This window comes from Nocardioides zeae (genome assembly GCF_010686755.1).
GTDB lineage: Bacteria > Actinomycetota > Actinomycetes > Propionibacteriales > Nocardioidaceae > Nocardioides > Nocardioides zeae.
Window position 1 is genome coordinate 198020 of sequence record NZ_JAAGXA010000002.1, and the last position, 14874, is coordinate 212893.

General features: G+C 74.6%; 10 protein-coding genes. 6 read left to right on the plus strand and 4 right to left on the minus strand.

The features are described from left to right. Positions 1–33: 33 nt before the first annotated feature. On the minus strand, positions 34–1785 hold the full coding sequence (locus G3T38_RS04275; protein WP_163770845.1) for a PucR family transcriptional regulator: 1752 nt from the start codon (positions 1783–1785) through the stop codon (positions 34–36). 84 nt (positions 1786–1869) lie between these two features. On the opposite strand from G3T38_RS04275, the gene G3T38_RS04280 reads away from it, so the two are divergent. The 4 genes from G3T38_RS04280 to G3T38_RS04295 are packed head-to-tail and all read left to right on the plus strand — an operon-like array spanning position 1870 to position 6855. Next, positions 1870–2763: an oxamate carbamoyltransferase subunit AllH family protein gene (locus G3T38_RS04280; protein ID WP_163770846.1), complete on the plus strand. Its 894-nt coding sequence runs from the start codon at positions 1870–1872 to the stop codon at positions 2761–2763. Then, positions 2760–4274 carry an FdrA family protein gene (locus G3T38_RS04285; protein WP_163770847.1) on the plus strand — a complete coding sequence of 505 codons (1515 nt, stop codon included), beginning with the start codon at positions 2760–2762 and terminating at the stop codon, positions 4272–4274. Before G3T38_RS04280 ends, G3T38_RS04285 begins: the two co-directional genes overlap by 4 nt. After that, positions 4271–5689: a YlbE family protein gene (locus tag G3T38_RS04290; RefSeq protein WP_163770848.1), complete on the plus strand. Its 1419-nt coding sequence runs from the start codon at positions 4271–4273 to the stop codon at positions 5687–5689. Before G3T38_RS04285 ends, G3T38_RS04290 begins: the two co-directional genes overlap by 4 nt. Beyond that, positions 5686–6855, plus strand: coding sequence for an MFS transporter (locus tag G3T38_RS04295; RefSeq protein ID WP_163770849.1), 1170 nt, complete (start codon positions 5686–5688; stop codon positions 6853–6855). Before G3T38_RS04290 ends, G3T38_RS04295 begins: the two co-directional genes overlap by 4 nt. 399 nt (positions 6856–7254) lie before the next feature. On the opposite strand, the gene G3T38_RS04300 is transcribed toward G3T38_RS04295, so the two are convergent. Genes G3T38_RS04300 through G3T38_RS04310 form a run of 3 tightly spaced genes read right to left on the minus strand, consistent with a single transcriptional unit; the run spans position 7255 to position 10431 of the window. Next, positions 7255–8382, minus strand: a complete 1128-nt coding sequence (locus G3T38_RS04300) for an XdhC family protein (protein WP_163770850.1) — start codon at positions 8380–8382, stop codon at positions 7255–7257. Further along, entirely contained in the window at positions 8375–9559 is a 1185-nt protein-coding gene (locus tag G3T38_RS04305) for a VWA domain-containing protein (RefSeq protein ID WP_206675779.1), read from the minus strand. The genes G3T38_RS04300 and G3T38_RS04305 overlap by 8 nt, the downstream gene beginning before the upstream one ends. Then, positions 9556–10431 carry an AAA family ATPase gene (locus G3T38_RS04310; RefSeq protein WP_338037458.1) on the minus strand — a complete coding sequence of 292 codons (876 nt, stop codon included), beginning with the start codon at positions 10429–10431 and terminating at the stop codon, positions 9556–9558. Before G3T38_RS04310 ends, G3T38_RS04305 begins: the two co-directional genes overlap by 4 nt. A gap of 341 nt (positions 10432–10772) precedes the next feature. Between G3T38_RS04310 and G3T38_RS04315 the strand changes: the two genes are divergently transcribed. Together G3T38_RS04315 and G3T38_RS04320 are read left to right on the plus strand one after the other, a co-directional pair. Beyond that, positions 10773–12890 (plus strand): hydantoinase/oxoprolinase family protein, encoded by a 2118-nt coding sequence (locus G3T38_RS04315; protein WP_163770851.1) that lies wholly within the window; start codon positions 10773–10775, stop codon positions 12888–12890. Continuing rightward, positions 12887–14872: a hydantoinase B/oxoprolinase family protein gene (locus tag G3T38_RS04320; protein WP_338037459.1), complete on the plus strand. Its 1986-nt coding sequence runs from the start codon at positions 12887–12889 to the stop codon at positions 14870–14872. Before G3T38_RS04315 ends, G3T38_RS04320 begins: the two co-directional genes overlap by 4 nt. Positions 14873–14874 lie beyond the last annotated feature (2 nt).

The following is a 14874-nucleotide window of genomic DNA, read 5'->3' on the forward strand; positions in this document are numbered from 1 at the left end:
CGCTGAGCCTACGGAGGCGCCACCTCCGCTACATCATCGACTTCTGCCAGCGTCACCGCTGCCGCGTTGTGCACTTCTGGCTACCGAGACACGTTGCGGCAACGCCTCGCTCACCGAACGCAGCGAGAGCGCCTGCAGCGCTACGGCGATGTTGAGCCGCAGGTGCGCGTCGGTGGTGAACGGGCCGATCATCCGCTCGAGCTTGGTGATCCGGTAGCGCAGGGTGTTGTAGTGGAAGAGCAGGTGCCGCGCGGTCTCCGCGACGTTGAGGTTGTGGTCGAGCAGCGCCTGCAGCGTCGTGCGCAGGTCGTCGCTCTCGGGGTCGTCGGAGGCGAGGTCGCCGAGCGTGTCCGCGACGAACCCGGCGAGCTCGGCGGGGTCGGACACGAGGCTGAGCAGCCGGTGGATGCCGAGGGAGTCGAACTCGACGACGGCGCCCGGGCCCTGCAGCCACCGTCCGACCCGGACGGCGCTCCGCGCCTGCTCGTACGCCGCGGGCAGGTCCCCCACGTCGGTGAAGACGCGCGAGAGGCCGGTGCAGAAGGTGCGCCGGCCGCCGCCGCCGTCGCCGGCGACGCGCGTGACGAAGGGCCGCACGACGTCCTGCACGCTGCCGGCCCGGGCCGGGTCGACCCCGAGCACCACGACGACCTCGCCGCCGAGGCCGACGACGGCGGCACCGGGGTCGGCCGAGCGGACGACGGAGCGCCACGCGGCGAAGAACCGGTCCTGCGGGGGCGCGGCGCCGGCCGCCGGCCGGAAGGGCGGCGGCGGGTCGTCGTGCTGGGCGACGAGCACCACCGCGGGCCGCTCGAAGCGCCAGCCCAGCATCGCGGCGTGCGCGACGACCTCGTCGGGGTCACCGGCCCGACCGGCCAGCACGTCGCGCAGGAAGTCGCCCTCGTACTTGCTCTCGACGGCCGCCAGCTCGCGCTGCTTGGTGATGCTCAGCGCCATGACCGTGGCGGCGCGACGCAGCGCGTGCTCGTCGGCCGGCTCGAGGACGCGCCGGGTGGCCGTCGCGACGAGGCGGCCGTGGTCCTGGCGCCCGGCCACGACGGGCACGACGATCCGCTGCGGCGGGCCGTCGCTGAACCCGTAGGCCAGCGTCTCCACCCGCACCCGCCCGGTGGGGTCGCGCTCGAGGCCGTCGTCCTCCCCGATCCCCTCGGGTCCGTGGGCGGCGCGGCCGGGCTCGGTGCGGTCGGTCTCGACCAGCACGCGCCCGTCGGCCGTGGTGACGAGCACCCGCGCGCCGACGAGCCGCGACACGTGGTCGGCGACCTCGGCGAGCCCCTCCCCCGCGGTGATCCGCTGGAGCAGCTCGTGGTGGAGGTGCTCGGAGCGGGCCAGCAGCACGCTCTGGCGGTTGAGCACCTCGGACAGCACGACGGACAGCACGTCGTCGAAGCCGATGTCGGGCAGGGTCAGCACGGGGAACGAGCGGCGCTCCGCCTCCGCCAGCACCCGCTCCGGCAGCGCGTCGATGTAGCGGCCGAGCTTGATGCCGAGGCCCGCGGCCCCGCGCTCGTCGAGCTCGACGACGAGGTCGACGAGCTGCTCGGGGTCCTCCCGCAGCGGGTAGCCGGTGGTGAGGAGCAGCTCCTGCTCCCGCATCCACGGCCCGATGTCGGGCACCTCCATCACGTTGAGGCGCTCGATCCGGCGGCGCAGCCCGGCGGCGCCGGCGACGCAGGTCGTGCCCGCCAGCTCCGGCAGCTCGAGCATCTGGGCGACGGAGATGCCGTAGCCCCAGGACTCCTGCACCGGACGGTCGAAGATCATGGGCGACAGTTGTCCAGAGTCACCGTGATCCTTGGCACTTTCGTACATGGGGGGACCGTACCCGCTCCGGCTAGCGTCCGTGCGGTGACCTCCGCAGCCGACGCCGACCTCGCGCTGGGCGGCCGGGTGGCCGGACCGCCGCGGGAGCTGCGGGTCGCCCTCGCGGCCCGCGCCGCGGCGTACCTCGTCGACGCCGGCACGGGCCAGCCCGCCTGCGCGGTCGTCGAGCACGACGCCGTGGTCGTGCCCGACGCGGTGCGGCTCCCGCTCGGCCTCGCCTGGGAGCACGTGCTCGCGGCCCGCACCACCCACCCGGTCCTGCTCGGCGACGCCGTCCTCCGCTGCGGGGACGTGGTCGTGCCCGTCCGCGCCCACACCGACAGCCGCCTGCGGGTCACCGACCCCGACGCCGCCGACCCGGCGAGCGCGGCCCGGCGCCTGGCCGCGGCCCGCGAGCGCGTCGCCGCACGGACCGCGGCCACCGACTCCCCCTGGCCCGCCGTGACCCACGCCTGGACCGGGGGCCACGCCACCCCGGCCGCCCTGGTCGCCGACGCGCCGACGCTGATCGGCCGCGGCCCCGGCCTCACCCCGACCGGCGACGACCTCTGCTCCGGCGTGCTGCTCGTGCACCGGGTGCTCGGCACGCCCGGCACCGACGCGGCGGCCGCCGCCGTGCTCGACCTGGCCCGCACCCGCACCACGACGGCCTCCCGCCTGCTCCTCGCCGCCGCGGCCGAGGGGCGCGCGACCCCCGCCGTACGGCGCGTGCTCACCACCCTGCTCGCCCCCGGTCCCGGGGACCCCGAGGTCACTGGCGCCCTCGGGGTCCTCGACCGCCACGTCGCCGCCCTGCTGGCCCTCGGCCACACGTCGGGCGCCGACCTGGCCGACGGGATCCGCGACGGCCTGCTCGCCGTCGCCGCCTCCCGCTCCCTGCTCTCCCCCGTGCCGTCCACCGAGAGGAACTGCGCATGAGCGCCACTGGTACCGACGTCCACCACGTCGAGGTCCGACGGGGCCGGTACGTCGACTCCGTCTCCCTGATGCAGGTCTCCGCGACCGTCGCGGGGACGCCCGGCGTCCACAAGGCCCAGGTCGCGATGGCGACCGAGCTCAACCTGGACGTGCTGAGCGGCATGGGGTTCGACATCCCGGCCGACGCCGGGCCGAACGACATGGTCGTCGCCGTCTCCGCCGAGAGCGACGAGGCCGTCGCGGCCGCGCTCGCCGTCATGGAGGACGCCGTCGCGTCCATCGGCCGCGGGGGCGGCTCCGGCGACACGTTCGGCGGCGAGCCCACCCCGCGCACCACACGGTGGGCGGTCGAGCGCAGCGGCGCTCCGCTCGCGGTCGTCTCCGTGCCGGGCGAGCACGCGTTCGCCGAGGCCATGGGCGCCCTCGACGCCGGCAGCTCCGTGCTCGTCTTCAGCGACAACGTGCCGGTCGAGCACGAGGTGCTCCTCAAGCGCACCGCCGCCGACCGCGGCCTGCTCGTCATGGGCCCCGACTGCGGCACGGCCATCGTCGGCGGCGTGGGCCTCGGGTTCGCCAACGTCGTGCGCCAGGGCCCCGTGGGCGTCGCCGCCGCGTCCGGCACCGGCGCCCAGCAGTTCACGAGCCTGCTGCACACCGCCGGCGTCGGCGTCTCCCACTGCCTCGGCCTGGGCGGGCGCGACCTCTCCGAGGCCGTCGGCGGGCTCTCCGCCCGCGCGGCCCTCGCCGCCCTCGACGCCGACCCCGCCACCGAGGTCATCGTCGTCGTCTCCAAGCCCCCGCACCCGGCCGTCGCGGCCGACCTGCAGGAGTACGCCGCCACGCTCGCCACCCCCGTCCACCTCGTGCTCCTCGGCGCGGGCCAGCCGACGATCACCGCCGGAGTGGAGAAGGTGCTCGTCGAGCTCGGCGTCGACCGTCCCGACTGGCCGACCTGGGGCGTGCCCGCCGAGGCGCCCCGCGTCGACGGCGCGCTCCGCGGGCTCTTCGCGGGCGGCACGCTCTGCGACGAGTCGATGCTCATCGCCGCCGAGACCCTGGGCGACATCCGCTCCAACATCCCGCTGCGGCCCGACCTGGCCCTGCCGGCCGGTCTCGAGCACGACGGCCACCTGATGATCGACTTCGGTGACGACACCCTCACCCAGGGCCGTCCCCACCCGATGATCGACCCGGGCCTGCGCCTCGCGCGGCTCGAGAAGGAGGCGGCCGACCCGGCCACCGGCGTCGTGCTCCTCGACGTCGTGCTCGGCCACGGGGCGCACGCCGACCCGGCGGGCGACCTCGCCCCGGCGGTCGCTGCTGCGCGCCGTACCGCCGCCGACGCGGGCCGCGAGCTCGCCGTCGTCATCTCCCTGTGCGGCACCGACGCCGACCCGCAGGGGCTCGAGGCCCAGGCCGCCGCGCTCGCGGCGGCCGGCGCCTCCGTCTTCTCGTCCAACGCCGCGGCGACCCGCTACGCGGTCGCCCTCGTCTCCGGAGGCCAGCGATGAACACCCTCGACCTTCTCGACGGCACGCCGTCCGTCGTCGGCACCGGCGTCGCCCTCTTCTCGGACGCCCTGCGCGCCCAGGGCGTCGACGTCACCGACGTGGACTGGACCCCGCCGCCCGCCGGCACCTCCGCGGCCCTGGCCCGCGTGCTCGCCGACGCCCGTCGCGTCGAGGCCAACAAGCTCGCCGCCGAGCGCATGCTGGCCGCCGGCGCCGAGCTCGTCGACGTGCGCCTGGCGAGCGAGGCGCTCGACCTGCAGCCCGGGCACTTCCTGCACGCCGGTCCCCCCATCACGTGGGAGCGCGCCTCCGGTCCGCTCCGCGGCGCGCTCATCGGCGCGGTCCTCTTCGAGGGCCTCGCGAGCGGGCCCGAGGAGGCCGAGCGCAAGCTCGCCGCCGGCACCTTCACGTGGGAGCCCTGCCACCACCGCGGCGCGGTCGGCCCGATGGCCGGCGTCGTCAGCCCGTCGATGTGGGTCTTCGAGCTCACGGACCCGTCCAGCGGCCGCACGTCGTGGTGCTCGCTCAACGAGGGCCTCGGCAAGGTGCTGCGGTACGGCGCGTACAGCGAGGAGGTCGTCACCCGCCTGCGCTGGATGAGCGAGGTGCTCGGACCCGCCCTGCAGAGCGGCGTGCGCCGGGCCCGCGACCGCGGTGCCGAGCTCGACATGCTGGCGATCGTCGCGCAGATGGTGCAGATGGGCGACGAGGGCCACAACCGCAACCGCGCCGGCACGCTCATGTTCATGCGCGACCTGCTCCCCGACATCCTCGAGGCCGGCGTCGACCCGCTGCGCCTGGCGGAGGTCGTGCGGTTCATCGGCGGCAACGACCACTTCGCCCTCAACCTGGTCATGCCGACCTGCAAGCTCATCACGAGCGCCGCGGCCGACATCCCGGGCTCGACCGTCGTCACCGTCATGGCCCGCAACGGCACGGACTTCGGCATCCAGGTGTCGGGCACCGGCCAGCAGTGGTTCACCGGCCCGGCGCAGACGCCGAGCGGCATGTTCCTCGGTGACTTCGGCCCCGACGACGCCAACCCCGACATCGGCGACTCGGCCATCACGGAGACCGCCGGCATCGGTGGCTTCGCGATGGCGGCGGCCCCGGCCATCGTGCGGTTCATCGGCGGCGAGGTCGGCGACGCGTTGACCGCGACGCGCCTGATGTACCAGATCACCACCACCGAGAACCAGCGCCTCGGCGTGCCGATCCTCGACTTCCGCGGCACCCCCACGGGCATCGACGTCACCAAGGTGCTGGGCTCCGGTGTGCTCCCGCAGATCAATACCGGCATGGCCGGTCGCGTCGCGGGCGTCGGCCAGGTCGGCGCGGGCCTCGTGACCCCGCCGATGGAGTGCTTCGAGGGCGCCATCCAGGCCCTGGCGGCTGCCGCGCCGACGCTCGGGTGAGCCGCGCCGGGCGGTTCGCGGTCGTCGCTGCCCTGGTGGCGGTGGCCGCGAGCACCCGGTCGCCCCTGACCTCGGTGCCGCCCCTCGTGGGCGAGCTCGAGGACGCGCTCGGCCTGAGCAGCGTCGCCGTCGGACTGCTGACCGCGCTCCCCGTGCTCTGCATGGGGGTGCTGGCACCGGCGGCGACGCTGCTCGCTGCCCGTCTGGGCCTCGAGCGGGCGCTCGCCGTGGGCGCCGTGGCGATCGCCGTCGGCGTCGCGGTGCGGCCGTGGGGTCCCGCCGCGGTGCTCGTCGGCGGCACCCTCGTCGCCGGCACGGGCATCGCGATCGTCGGCGCGCTGCTGCCCGGCGCCGTCAAGCGCCACTTCCCGCGACGACCGGGCGCGATGACCGGCGCCTACATGGCCGCGATGATGACGACGGCCGCGGTGGCCGCCGCCCTCGCCGTACCCCTCGCCGACGCCGCCGGGTGGCGCGTCTCGCTGGGGATCTGGGCGGTCCCGGCCGCCGCTGCCGCCGTCTGGTGGGTCGTGCGCGCGGGCCGTCGACCGGTCCCCATGCGCTCCGCGGCCGGTCCCGCGGCCACGGCCCGGCTGCCGTGGCGCAGCCCGGCCGCCTGGCTGGTGACGGGCTACCTCACCACCAGCTCGATCATGTTCTACGCGTTGCTCGCCTGGATCGCACCGTCCTACACCGACCGCGGCTGGGACGAGGCCGCCGCCGGCCTGCTCCTCGCGGGCTTCAGCGCGGCGCAGCTGGCCTCCGCCCTCGTCGTACCGCTCGTCGTCGACCGCGTGCGCGACCGCCGGGCCCTGTACGCCGCGGCCGGCGCCGTCAACGCCGTCGCCCTCACCGCGCTGGTCGTGGCCCCCGAGTCCGTCCCCTGGGCGATCGTGCTGCTGCTCGGGTTCGGCAACGGCGCCGCCTTCACGCTGGGGCTGACGCAGCTCGTGGAGCACGCCGCCACGGCGCACGACTCCGCGCGGCTCGCGGGGATGGCGTTCCTCGTGTCCTACGTCGTCGCCGCCGGCGGCCCGACCGGGATCGGGGCGCTGCACGACGCGCTCGGGTCGTGGACCGTGCCGTTCCTGCTCCTCGCGGTCGTCGCCGGCGCGCAGGTCGTGGTCGGCGTGCTGCTGGGGCCGTCGCGGCACGTCGCGGGGTAGGCCGGGCCGGCTGCTGTAGCTCGGGCGCCCGCAATGTGCGGCTGCGACACCCCGGATCGACGCGGACGTGTCCCAGGTGCACAGTTCGCGCGGCGGCTCGGGCCGATCCAGCTGCGGGCTGCCGGGGGAAGAAAACGCGGACGGGCTCGGGCCGGTGGAGGAAAACGCGGACCCGGCCCTCGGTTGGATCGGTCCAGACGGCCCTTTGGCTGCCCGCCGTCCGCGTTTTCTTTGTCCGGTCCGGGCCGAGCTCGCCCCGACCTGGCCCCGGCCGTCCCGGAAATGTGCAGCTGGGACAGCCCGGATAGTCTCAGACCTGTCCCAGCCGCACATTTGGAACGCCCGCGAGAGCGGCGACCGTCACCACGAGGCCCAGCGCCGCGGCGCCGGCCCGCAGCCTCACCCGACCCCGGGCGGGTCGGCCCGCAGCAGCCCCGCGTGGATCGGTCCCTCGAGCTCCGTCAACGGTCGACCGGTCCCGCCCCGGTGCAACCCGACGATCTCGGCCGCGATCGACACCGCGGTCTCCTCGGGCGTCCGCGCGCCCAGGTCGAGGCCGATGGGCGACCGCAGCCGGGCGAGCTCGGCGTCCGTGACGCCCACCTCCCGGAGCCGGTCGAGCCGGTCGCGGTGGGTGCGCCGCGAGCCCATCGCTCCGACGTACGCCGCGGGGCCGCGCAGCGCGACCTCCAGCAACGGCACGTCGAACTTGGGGTCGTGCGTCAGCACGCAGAGCACGGTGCGCTCGTCGGTGGCGGTGCCGGACAGGTAGCGGTGCGGCCAGTCGACGACGACCTCGTCGGCCTCGGGGAACCGGGCCGGCGTCGCGAAGAGCGGCCGCGCGTCGCAGACCGTCACGTGGTAGCCGAGCACCTTCCCGATCCGCACGGTCGCCCGCGCGAAGTCGATGGCGCCGAAGACGATCATCCGCGGGGTCGGGGCGAAGACCTCGACGAGCACGGTGACGTCGTCCTCGAGCAGCTCGCCGCGGGGACCGGTGCGCAACGTGCGCGTCTCGCCGACGCTCAGCAGCGCCCGCGCCTCGGCGGCCACGACGGCGTCGAGCGAGGCGTCACCCAGCGAGCCGGAGGTCTCCCCCTCCCACACCGCGAGCCGCGCGCCGAGCGGGGCGGGCCCGTCGACGATCGTCGCCAGCGCGACCGGTCGCTCCGCGGAGATGCTGTCCGCGACCGCCTCGAAGACCCCGAAGGTGCCGGCGTCCACCGGCGCGACGAGCACGTCGAGGATCCCGCCGCAGGTCAGGCCCACCGCGGCCGCGTCGTCGTCGGAGACCCCGAAGCGCTGGAAGACGGGCTCGCCGGAGTCGATGACGTCGCGGCCCAGCTCGTAGACCGCGCCCTCCACGCACCCGCCCGACACCGAGCCGACGACCGTGCCGTCCGGTCCGACCGCCATGGTCGCGCCGGCCGGGCGGGGCGCGCTGCGCCACGTCGCCGCGACCGTCCCGAGCGCGAACCGCTCCCCCGCGGCCCACCAGGCCCGGGCCGCCTCCAGCACCTCACGCACGTCGTCCTCCAGCCGTCCCGAGCCTCGTGGACCCGGCGATCTCGTCGGTCAGCGCCTCGAGCGCGGCGACGCTGTGCCCGTCGACGAACGCGTCGACGTGCGGCAGCGCGGCCACCAGCCCGGCGGTCCGCGGCGCGAAGCCGGGACGGGCGCGGTTCGGGTTGGCCCACACGACCCGGTGGGCGAGGCGGTGCAGCTGCTCCATCTGCTCGCCGAGCAGGGAGGCGTCCCCGCGCTCCCAGCCGTCGGAGACGACGACCACGACCGCGCCCCGCGCCGTGCCCCGTCGTCCCCACCGGTCGAGGAACACCGCCAGGCCCTCCCCGAGCCGGGTGCCGCCGCTCCAGTCGACGACGCGGCGGGCCACCTCGTCGGTGCTGCGCTGCGGGTCGGACGAGCGGAAGGCGCGGGTCAGGCACGTCAGCCGGGTGCCGAGCGAGAAGACCTCGGCGTTCGGCTGGCTGCGCACGAGCGCGTGGGCGAAGAGCAGGTAGGTCTCGGCGTACCGCCGCATCGACCCCGACACGTCGAGCAGCACGACCGTACGGCGCGGCCGCGGTCGCCGCTGCCGCCGCGGCCAGTGCACGGGGTCGCCCCCGGTGCGGACCGCCTCGCGCACCACGCGGCGCAGGTCGACGCGGCCGTGGTGACCGGGGCGCGTGCGGCGCGAGCGGCGGTACGCCGGCCGGTGGGCCATCCGCTCCAGCAGGTGGGCGACCAGGGCGCGATCCTCTGCGTCGAGCGCGGCCACGTCGCGGTGGCGCAGCACCTCCAGACGGCTGGCCGTCGGGGGTGCGCTGGCGACCTCCACGTCGCCGGCGTCGGCCTGGTCGCCGGGCACGGGGACGTCGCGGTACGTCGGGAGGGTGACCCCGCGGCGTACGTCGGCCGCCCACGCGGCCCGGTCGAACCACAGCGCGAAGACCTCGTCGAACACGGCGAGGTCGTCGGGGCGGGAGCAGAGGGTGAGCCGCGCGGCCCAGTACGTCGCGCCCCGGCTCGGCTCGCCGGCCCCCGGACCCGGCGTCCCCGCGAGCGCGGCCAGCGCGACGACGGCCGCCCGGGCGGCGCCCGCCGGCACGTCGACGCCCGCGCGGCGGAGCGCGTCCCCCAGACCGGTCAGCTCGGCGGTGAGGTCGGGCCCGGCGGCAGGAGCGGTGGCGGGCGCCAGGCTCACGCCGGCTCCGCGAGGAGCTCGGCGAGGTGGGCGGCGACGCGCTGCTGGTCCTCGCGGTACTTGAGCACGGCACCGAGGGTGCGGGCCGCGGCGGCGGGCTCGACCGTGGTGGCGCCGAGGGCGTGGAGCGTGCGGGCCCAGTCGATCGACTCGGCCACGCCGGGGGCCTTGAGCAGGTCCTCGTCGCGGAGCCGGGCGACGACCCGGGCGACACCCGCGGCCAGGGCCGCGTCGGCCTCGGGCACCGAGCGGCGGACGATCTCGGTCTCGCGGTCGAGGTCGGGATGCTCGACCCAGTGGTAGTAGCAGCGGCGCTTGAGCGCGTCGTGCACCTCGCGGGTGCGGTTGCTGGTGACGACGACGAGGGGCGGCACCTCGGCGGTGACGGTGCCGTACTCCGGGATCGTCACCGCGAAGTCGCTGAGCAGCTCCAGCAGGAAGGCCTCGAACTCGTCGTCGGCCCGGTCGAGCTCGTCGACGAGCAGCACGCTCGGCGCCTCCAGCGAGCGCAGCAGCGGACGCGGCAGGAGGAACCGTCGGCTCCACAGGTCGTGCTCGAGCGCGTCGGCGTCGACACCACCAGCGGCCTCGAGCGCCCGCACGTGGAGCAGCTGGCGCGGGTGGTCCCAGTCGTAGAGCGCCGCGGACGCGTCGATGCCCTCGTAGCACTGCAGGCGCACGAGGTCGCGGCCGAGCACCTGGGCGAGCGCGGTGGCCAGCGACGTCTTGCCGACGCCGGGCTCGCCCTCGAGCAGGAGCGGGCGGGAGGTGCGCCAGGCGAGCCACGCGGCCGTCGCCGTGCCCTCGTCGGCGAGGTAGCCCACCCGCGCGAGGTCGTCGACGAGTGCCGCCACGGACTCGGGTCCCTGCACGTGCCGCCTCCTCCTGTGGACCTCGCGGTCGACCTCCGGGTCGGCCAGGTGGACCAGCGTAGGCACGCTCCGCGCCGTACGGCAGGGCGGAGGGGTGCCGAAGCACGCCCCCGCGGCTTGGCGGGTTGTGCCAACCCCTCCCCTCCTCCCCCGGGTCGTGGTGCGAGCCCACCACTTTCCGCAGGCCTGGCACCACGACCCGGGGAGGCAGGTTGGCAGATGTAACGAACGGAGTGGGCACCTGACGAAGAATCATCGTTTTTACGGCCAACTTTGACGAAGCCCCGGTCACGGGCCGCGAGGTTCAATGCCATGAACGCACCAACGAACCTGGAGGCTGCATGAGCGCCACGCGTCGCATCCGCATCGGCATCGACACCGGTGGGACCTTCACCGACGTCGTCGCCGTCGACGAGGAGACCGGCGAGCTCGTCACGACCAAGACGCCCTCGACCCCGGCGAACCCCGCCGACGGTTTCCTCAACGGCATCGACAAGGTCCTCGGCCTGCTCGGCCTCGAGGGCGACGCCGTGACGGCCGTCAGCCACGGCACCACCGTGGCGACCAACAAGCTGCTCGAGGAGAAGGTCGAGAACCTCGGGTTCATCACGACCGAGGGCTACGGCCACCTCCTCGAGATCGCCCGCCAGTCCGTCCCGGACGGCTACGGCAACTCGTACTTCTGGGTCAAGCCCGACCGCATCGTGCCGGTCGACCTGGTCCGCACGGTCGGTGGCCGCCTCGCGGTCGACGGCTCCGAGGTGCGCCCGCTGGTCGAGGCCGACGTCGTCGCCGCGGCCCGCTACTTCCGCGCGCGGGGCGTCACGACCATCGGTCTGTCGTTCCTCAACTCCTACGCGAACCCCGAGCACGAGGAGGCCGCGCTGGCGATCCTCCAGCGCGAGTACCCCGAGGCGGACTACTCGCTGTCCTCGCAGGTGCTGCGGGAGTACCGCGAGTACGAGCGCAGCGTCACCACGCTCGTCGACGCGGCCGTCAAGCCCAACATCCGGGCCTACGTCAACAACATCACCGAGCGCCTCAACTCGTTCATCGCGGGCGCCGAGGGCTCCCAGGACGGCGCGGAGACCGAGCACCGCGAGGTGCCGTTCTACGTGATGAAGTCCAACGGCGGCGTGCTGTCCGCCGAGGAGGTCGTGCGCCAGCCGATCACCACGGTCCTGTCCGGCCCCGCCGCCGGCGCCCTGGGTGCCGCGGTCATCGCGCAGCGCGCGGGCTTCGACAGCGTCCTCACCTGCGACGGCGGCGGTACGTCGACGGACGTCACCGTCGTCATCGACGGCCACCCGGCGCTGACCACCGAGGGCACCGTCGGTCCGTACCCCAGCAAGATCCCCATGATCGACGTCGTCACCGTGGGTGCCGGCGGCGGCTCCATCGCGTGGATCAGCCCCGAGGGCATGCTCAAGGTCGGCCCCCAGTCGGCCGGCGCCGACCCGGGCCCGCTCTGCTACCGCAAGGGCGGCCAGGAGCCCACGATCACCGACGCCCACGTGCTGCTCGGCCGGATCCCTCCCCACCTCCTCGGCGGCGAGATCCCCCTCGACGTCGACGCCGCGCGCGCCGGCATCGAGGACATCGCGGGCAAGCTGGGCCTGGGCATCGAGGAGGCCGCCGACGGCATCCTCGAGATCTCGGCCTGGAACCAGGCCAACGCGCTGCGCCAGGTGACGGTCAAGCGGGGCCTCGACGCCCGCGACTTCCGCATGGTCACGTTCGGCGGCTCCGGCTCGCTCCTCGCCTGCCGTCTCGTCGACATCCTCGGCCTCCAGGGCGTCATCGTGCCGCTCAACCCGGGCAACACCTCCGCCTACGGCCTGCTCACCGTGGACGTGCGCAACGACTACGTGCGCACGGCGATCACGAAGCACGACGACCTCGACCGCGCGAAGGTCGCGGGCCTGCTCGAGGACCTCGCCCGCGACGCCGACGAGGCCCTGGCCCGCGAGGGCTTCGAGCCCGCCGAGCGGCAGTTCCAGCGCACGGCCGACCTCCGCTACGTCGGCCAGGCCTTCGAGGTGCGGGTGCCCGTGCCGGACGGTCCGATGGACGACAGCCTCGTCGAGGCCGTCGCCGACGCGTTCCACGCCGAGCACCACAAGCTCTACGGCTACGACTTCCGCGGCGACTCCACGCAGCCCGTCGAGTGGGTCAACCTGCGCGTCTCGGGCATCGGCCCGATCCGCAAGCCCGAGCTGCGCGAGATCGCGGACGGCACCGGCTCGGAGGGCGCCGTCACCGGCACCCGCCGCGTCTACTTCGACCAGTGGTACGACGCGCCCGTCGTCGCCCGCGCCCAGCTCGGTGCCGGCGACGTCGTGACCGGCCCGGCGATCGTGGAGGAGTTCAGCTCCACCGTCCCGCTGCACCCCGGCTTCGTCGCCGAGGTCGACCGCTTCGGCAACCTCCTCATCACCCGCAAGGAGAACCTCTCGTGACCAGCGACGTCCTCAGCACCCCCGAGACCGACACCGCGACCGTGGTGGGCGTGCGCGCCCCGGGCGGCGACGCGCCGTACCGGCTCACCGACGGCGTCGACGTCGACCCCGTCGTCGTCGAGATCGTCGAGGGTTACCTGGCCTCCGTCGAGCAGGAGGTCGAGACCTCCATCGGCCGCACCAGCCGGTCGCCGATGATCCGCGACGCCCACGACTACCGCGCGGGCATCCACGACAAGCACGCCCGCAAGCTGACGGGCCGGTCCTACTCGGCGCTCGTGCAGCCGGTCATCCGCGACTACCCGGTCGAGACGATGAAGCCGGGCGACGTCTTCTTCCACAACGACGTCTACATGTCGGAGGGCGGCATCGGCCACCTGCCCGACCTGTGCATCACGGCGCCCGTCTTCCACGACTCGGGCGACGGTCCCGAGGTCGTCGCGTTCGTGCAGGCCTTCGGCCACCACGACGACATCGGCGGCTCGGTGCCCGGCTCGATGCCGAGCACCGCGACGAGCGTGTTCGAGGAGGGCCTCATGGTCCCCCCGATCAAGCTCTGGGACGGCGGCGTGCCCAACGAGGCGGCGCTGAAGATCATGACGCGCAACTCCCGCATGCCCGACTCGCTGGCCGCGGACCTCGACGCCGAGTGCTCGGCGTGCCTGCTCGGCGCCCGTCGCCTGACGGACCTGTTCGAGCGCTACGGTCGCGACCAGGTGTTCGCCGCGTTCGACGCGATCCTCGACAAGACCACGCAGACGTTCCGCCGCGAGATCCTCTCCAAGATCCCGACGGGCACGTTCGTGTGGGAGGACTACGCGGAGCAGGACGGCGTCGACGACCCGCGCCTGCACACGCAGCGCATCACGCTGACGAAGGAGGAGACGGGCGGTCCCGACAACGGTCCCCGCCTCATCATCGACTTCACCGGCACGGCGCCGCAGGCCAAGGGTCCGATCAACCACTGCGGCGACTACGCCGACGGCTCGTTCCTCAAGAAGTGGATCGCGCCCATCCTCCGCAACCTCGCGGACACCCCGGAGCGGATGGCGGAGCTCGACGTCAACGAGGGCATCACGCCCCTCATCGAGATGCGCTTCCCGCCGAAGGGCACGCTGCTGACGCCGGAGTTCCCGGCGCCGACGAACGCCCGCACGTTCGTCATCCTGCGCCTGCTCGGCGTGCTCGCCGGCGTGGTCGCGAAGGCCGTCGACGGCAAGATGCCCGCCGACCAGGAGACCATCCGCTACACGGGTGTCTACGGCAACGACCTCGAGGGCAACCCCTACCTCATGCGCGAGGTGCTGGGCGGCGGCTCCGGCGGTCGCTACTACGCCGACGGCGAGGACACGATCCACGTCGTGCCCGACTCGCGGAACCTCCCGACGGAGTTCACGGAGTCGCGCTTCCCGTTCCGCGTCGAGTCCCTCGGTCTCGCGCTCGACTCGGGCGGCGCGGGCCAGTTCCGCGGCGGCCTGGGCTACGAGAAGCAGATCCGCATGCTCGCGGACGCGCACTTCATGTCCATCGCGGACCGCTCGATCCTGTCGTGCTGGGGCGTCAAGGGCGGCAAGGCCGGCCAGCCGTTCCGCGTGACGATCGACCCGGACGGCCCGAACGAGCGCGAGGTCGACGCCCTCGTCGACGCCGTCGAGGTCAAGGCCGGCGAGGTCATCCGCATCCGCACCACGGGCGGCGGCGGCTGGGGCGACCCGCTCGACCGCGACCCGGCCCACGTGGCGCGCGACGTGTGGTGGCGCAAGGTGTCCGTCGCGGCCGCCGAGGCCGACTACGGCGTCGTCTTCGCCGGCGAGGTGGACCCCGACGGCGTGGCGGCCCCCGAGGTCGACGTCGACGCGACCACCGCGCTGCGGGAGAAGCTGCGCTCGGAGCGCGACGCCGACGCGCCGTTCTTCGACCGCGGTCCCGGCTACGCCCGGTTGTCCGGCGGGGCCACGAGCTCGCCGTACGACTACGTCTGAGC

Bases quoted from the DNA above. Each gene is read 5' to 3' on its own strand.
- G3T38_RS04275 (WP_163770845.1), bottom strand. From the start codon at position 1,785: ATGATCTTCGACCGTCCGGTGCAGGAGTCCTGGGGCTACGGCATCTCC.
- G3T38_RS04285 (WP_163770847.1), top strand. From the start codon at position 2,760: ATGAGCGCCACTGGTACCGACGTCCACCACGTCGAGGTCCGACGGGGC.
- G3T38_RS04290 (WP_163770848.1), top strand. From the start codon at position 4,271: ATGAACACCCTCGACCTTCTCGACGGCACGCCGTCCGTCGTCGGCACC.
- G3T38_RS04315 (WP_163770851.1), top strand. From the start codon at position 10,773: ATGAGCGCCACGCGTCGCATCCGCATCGGCATCGACACCGGTGGGACC.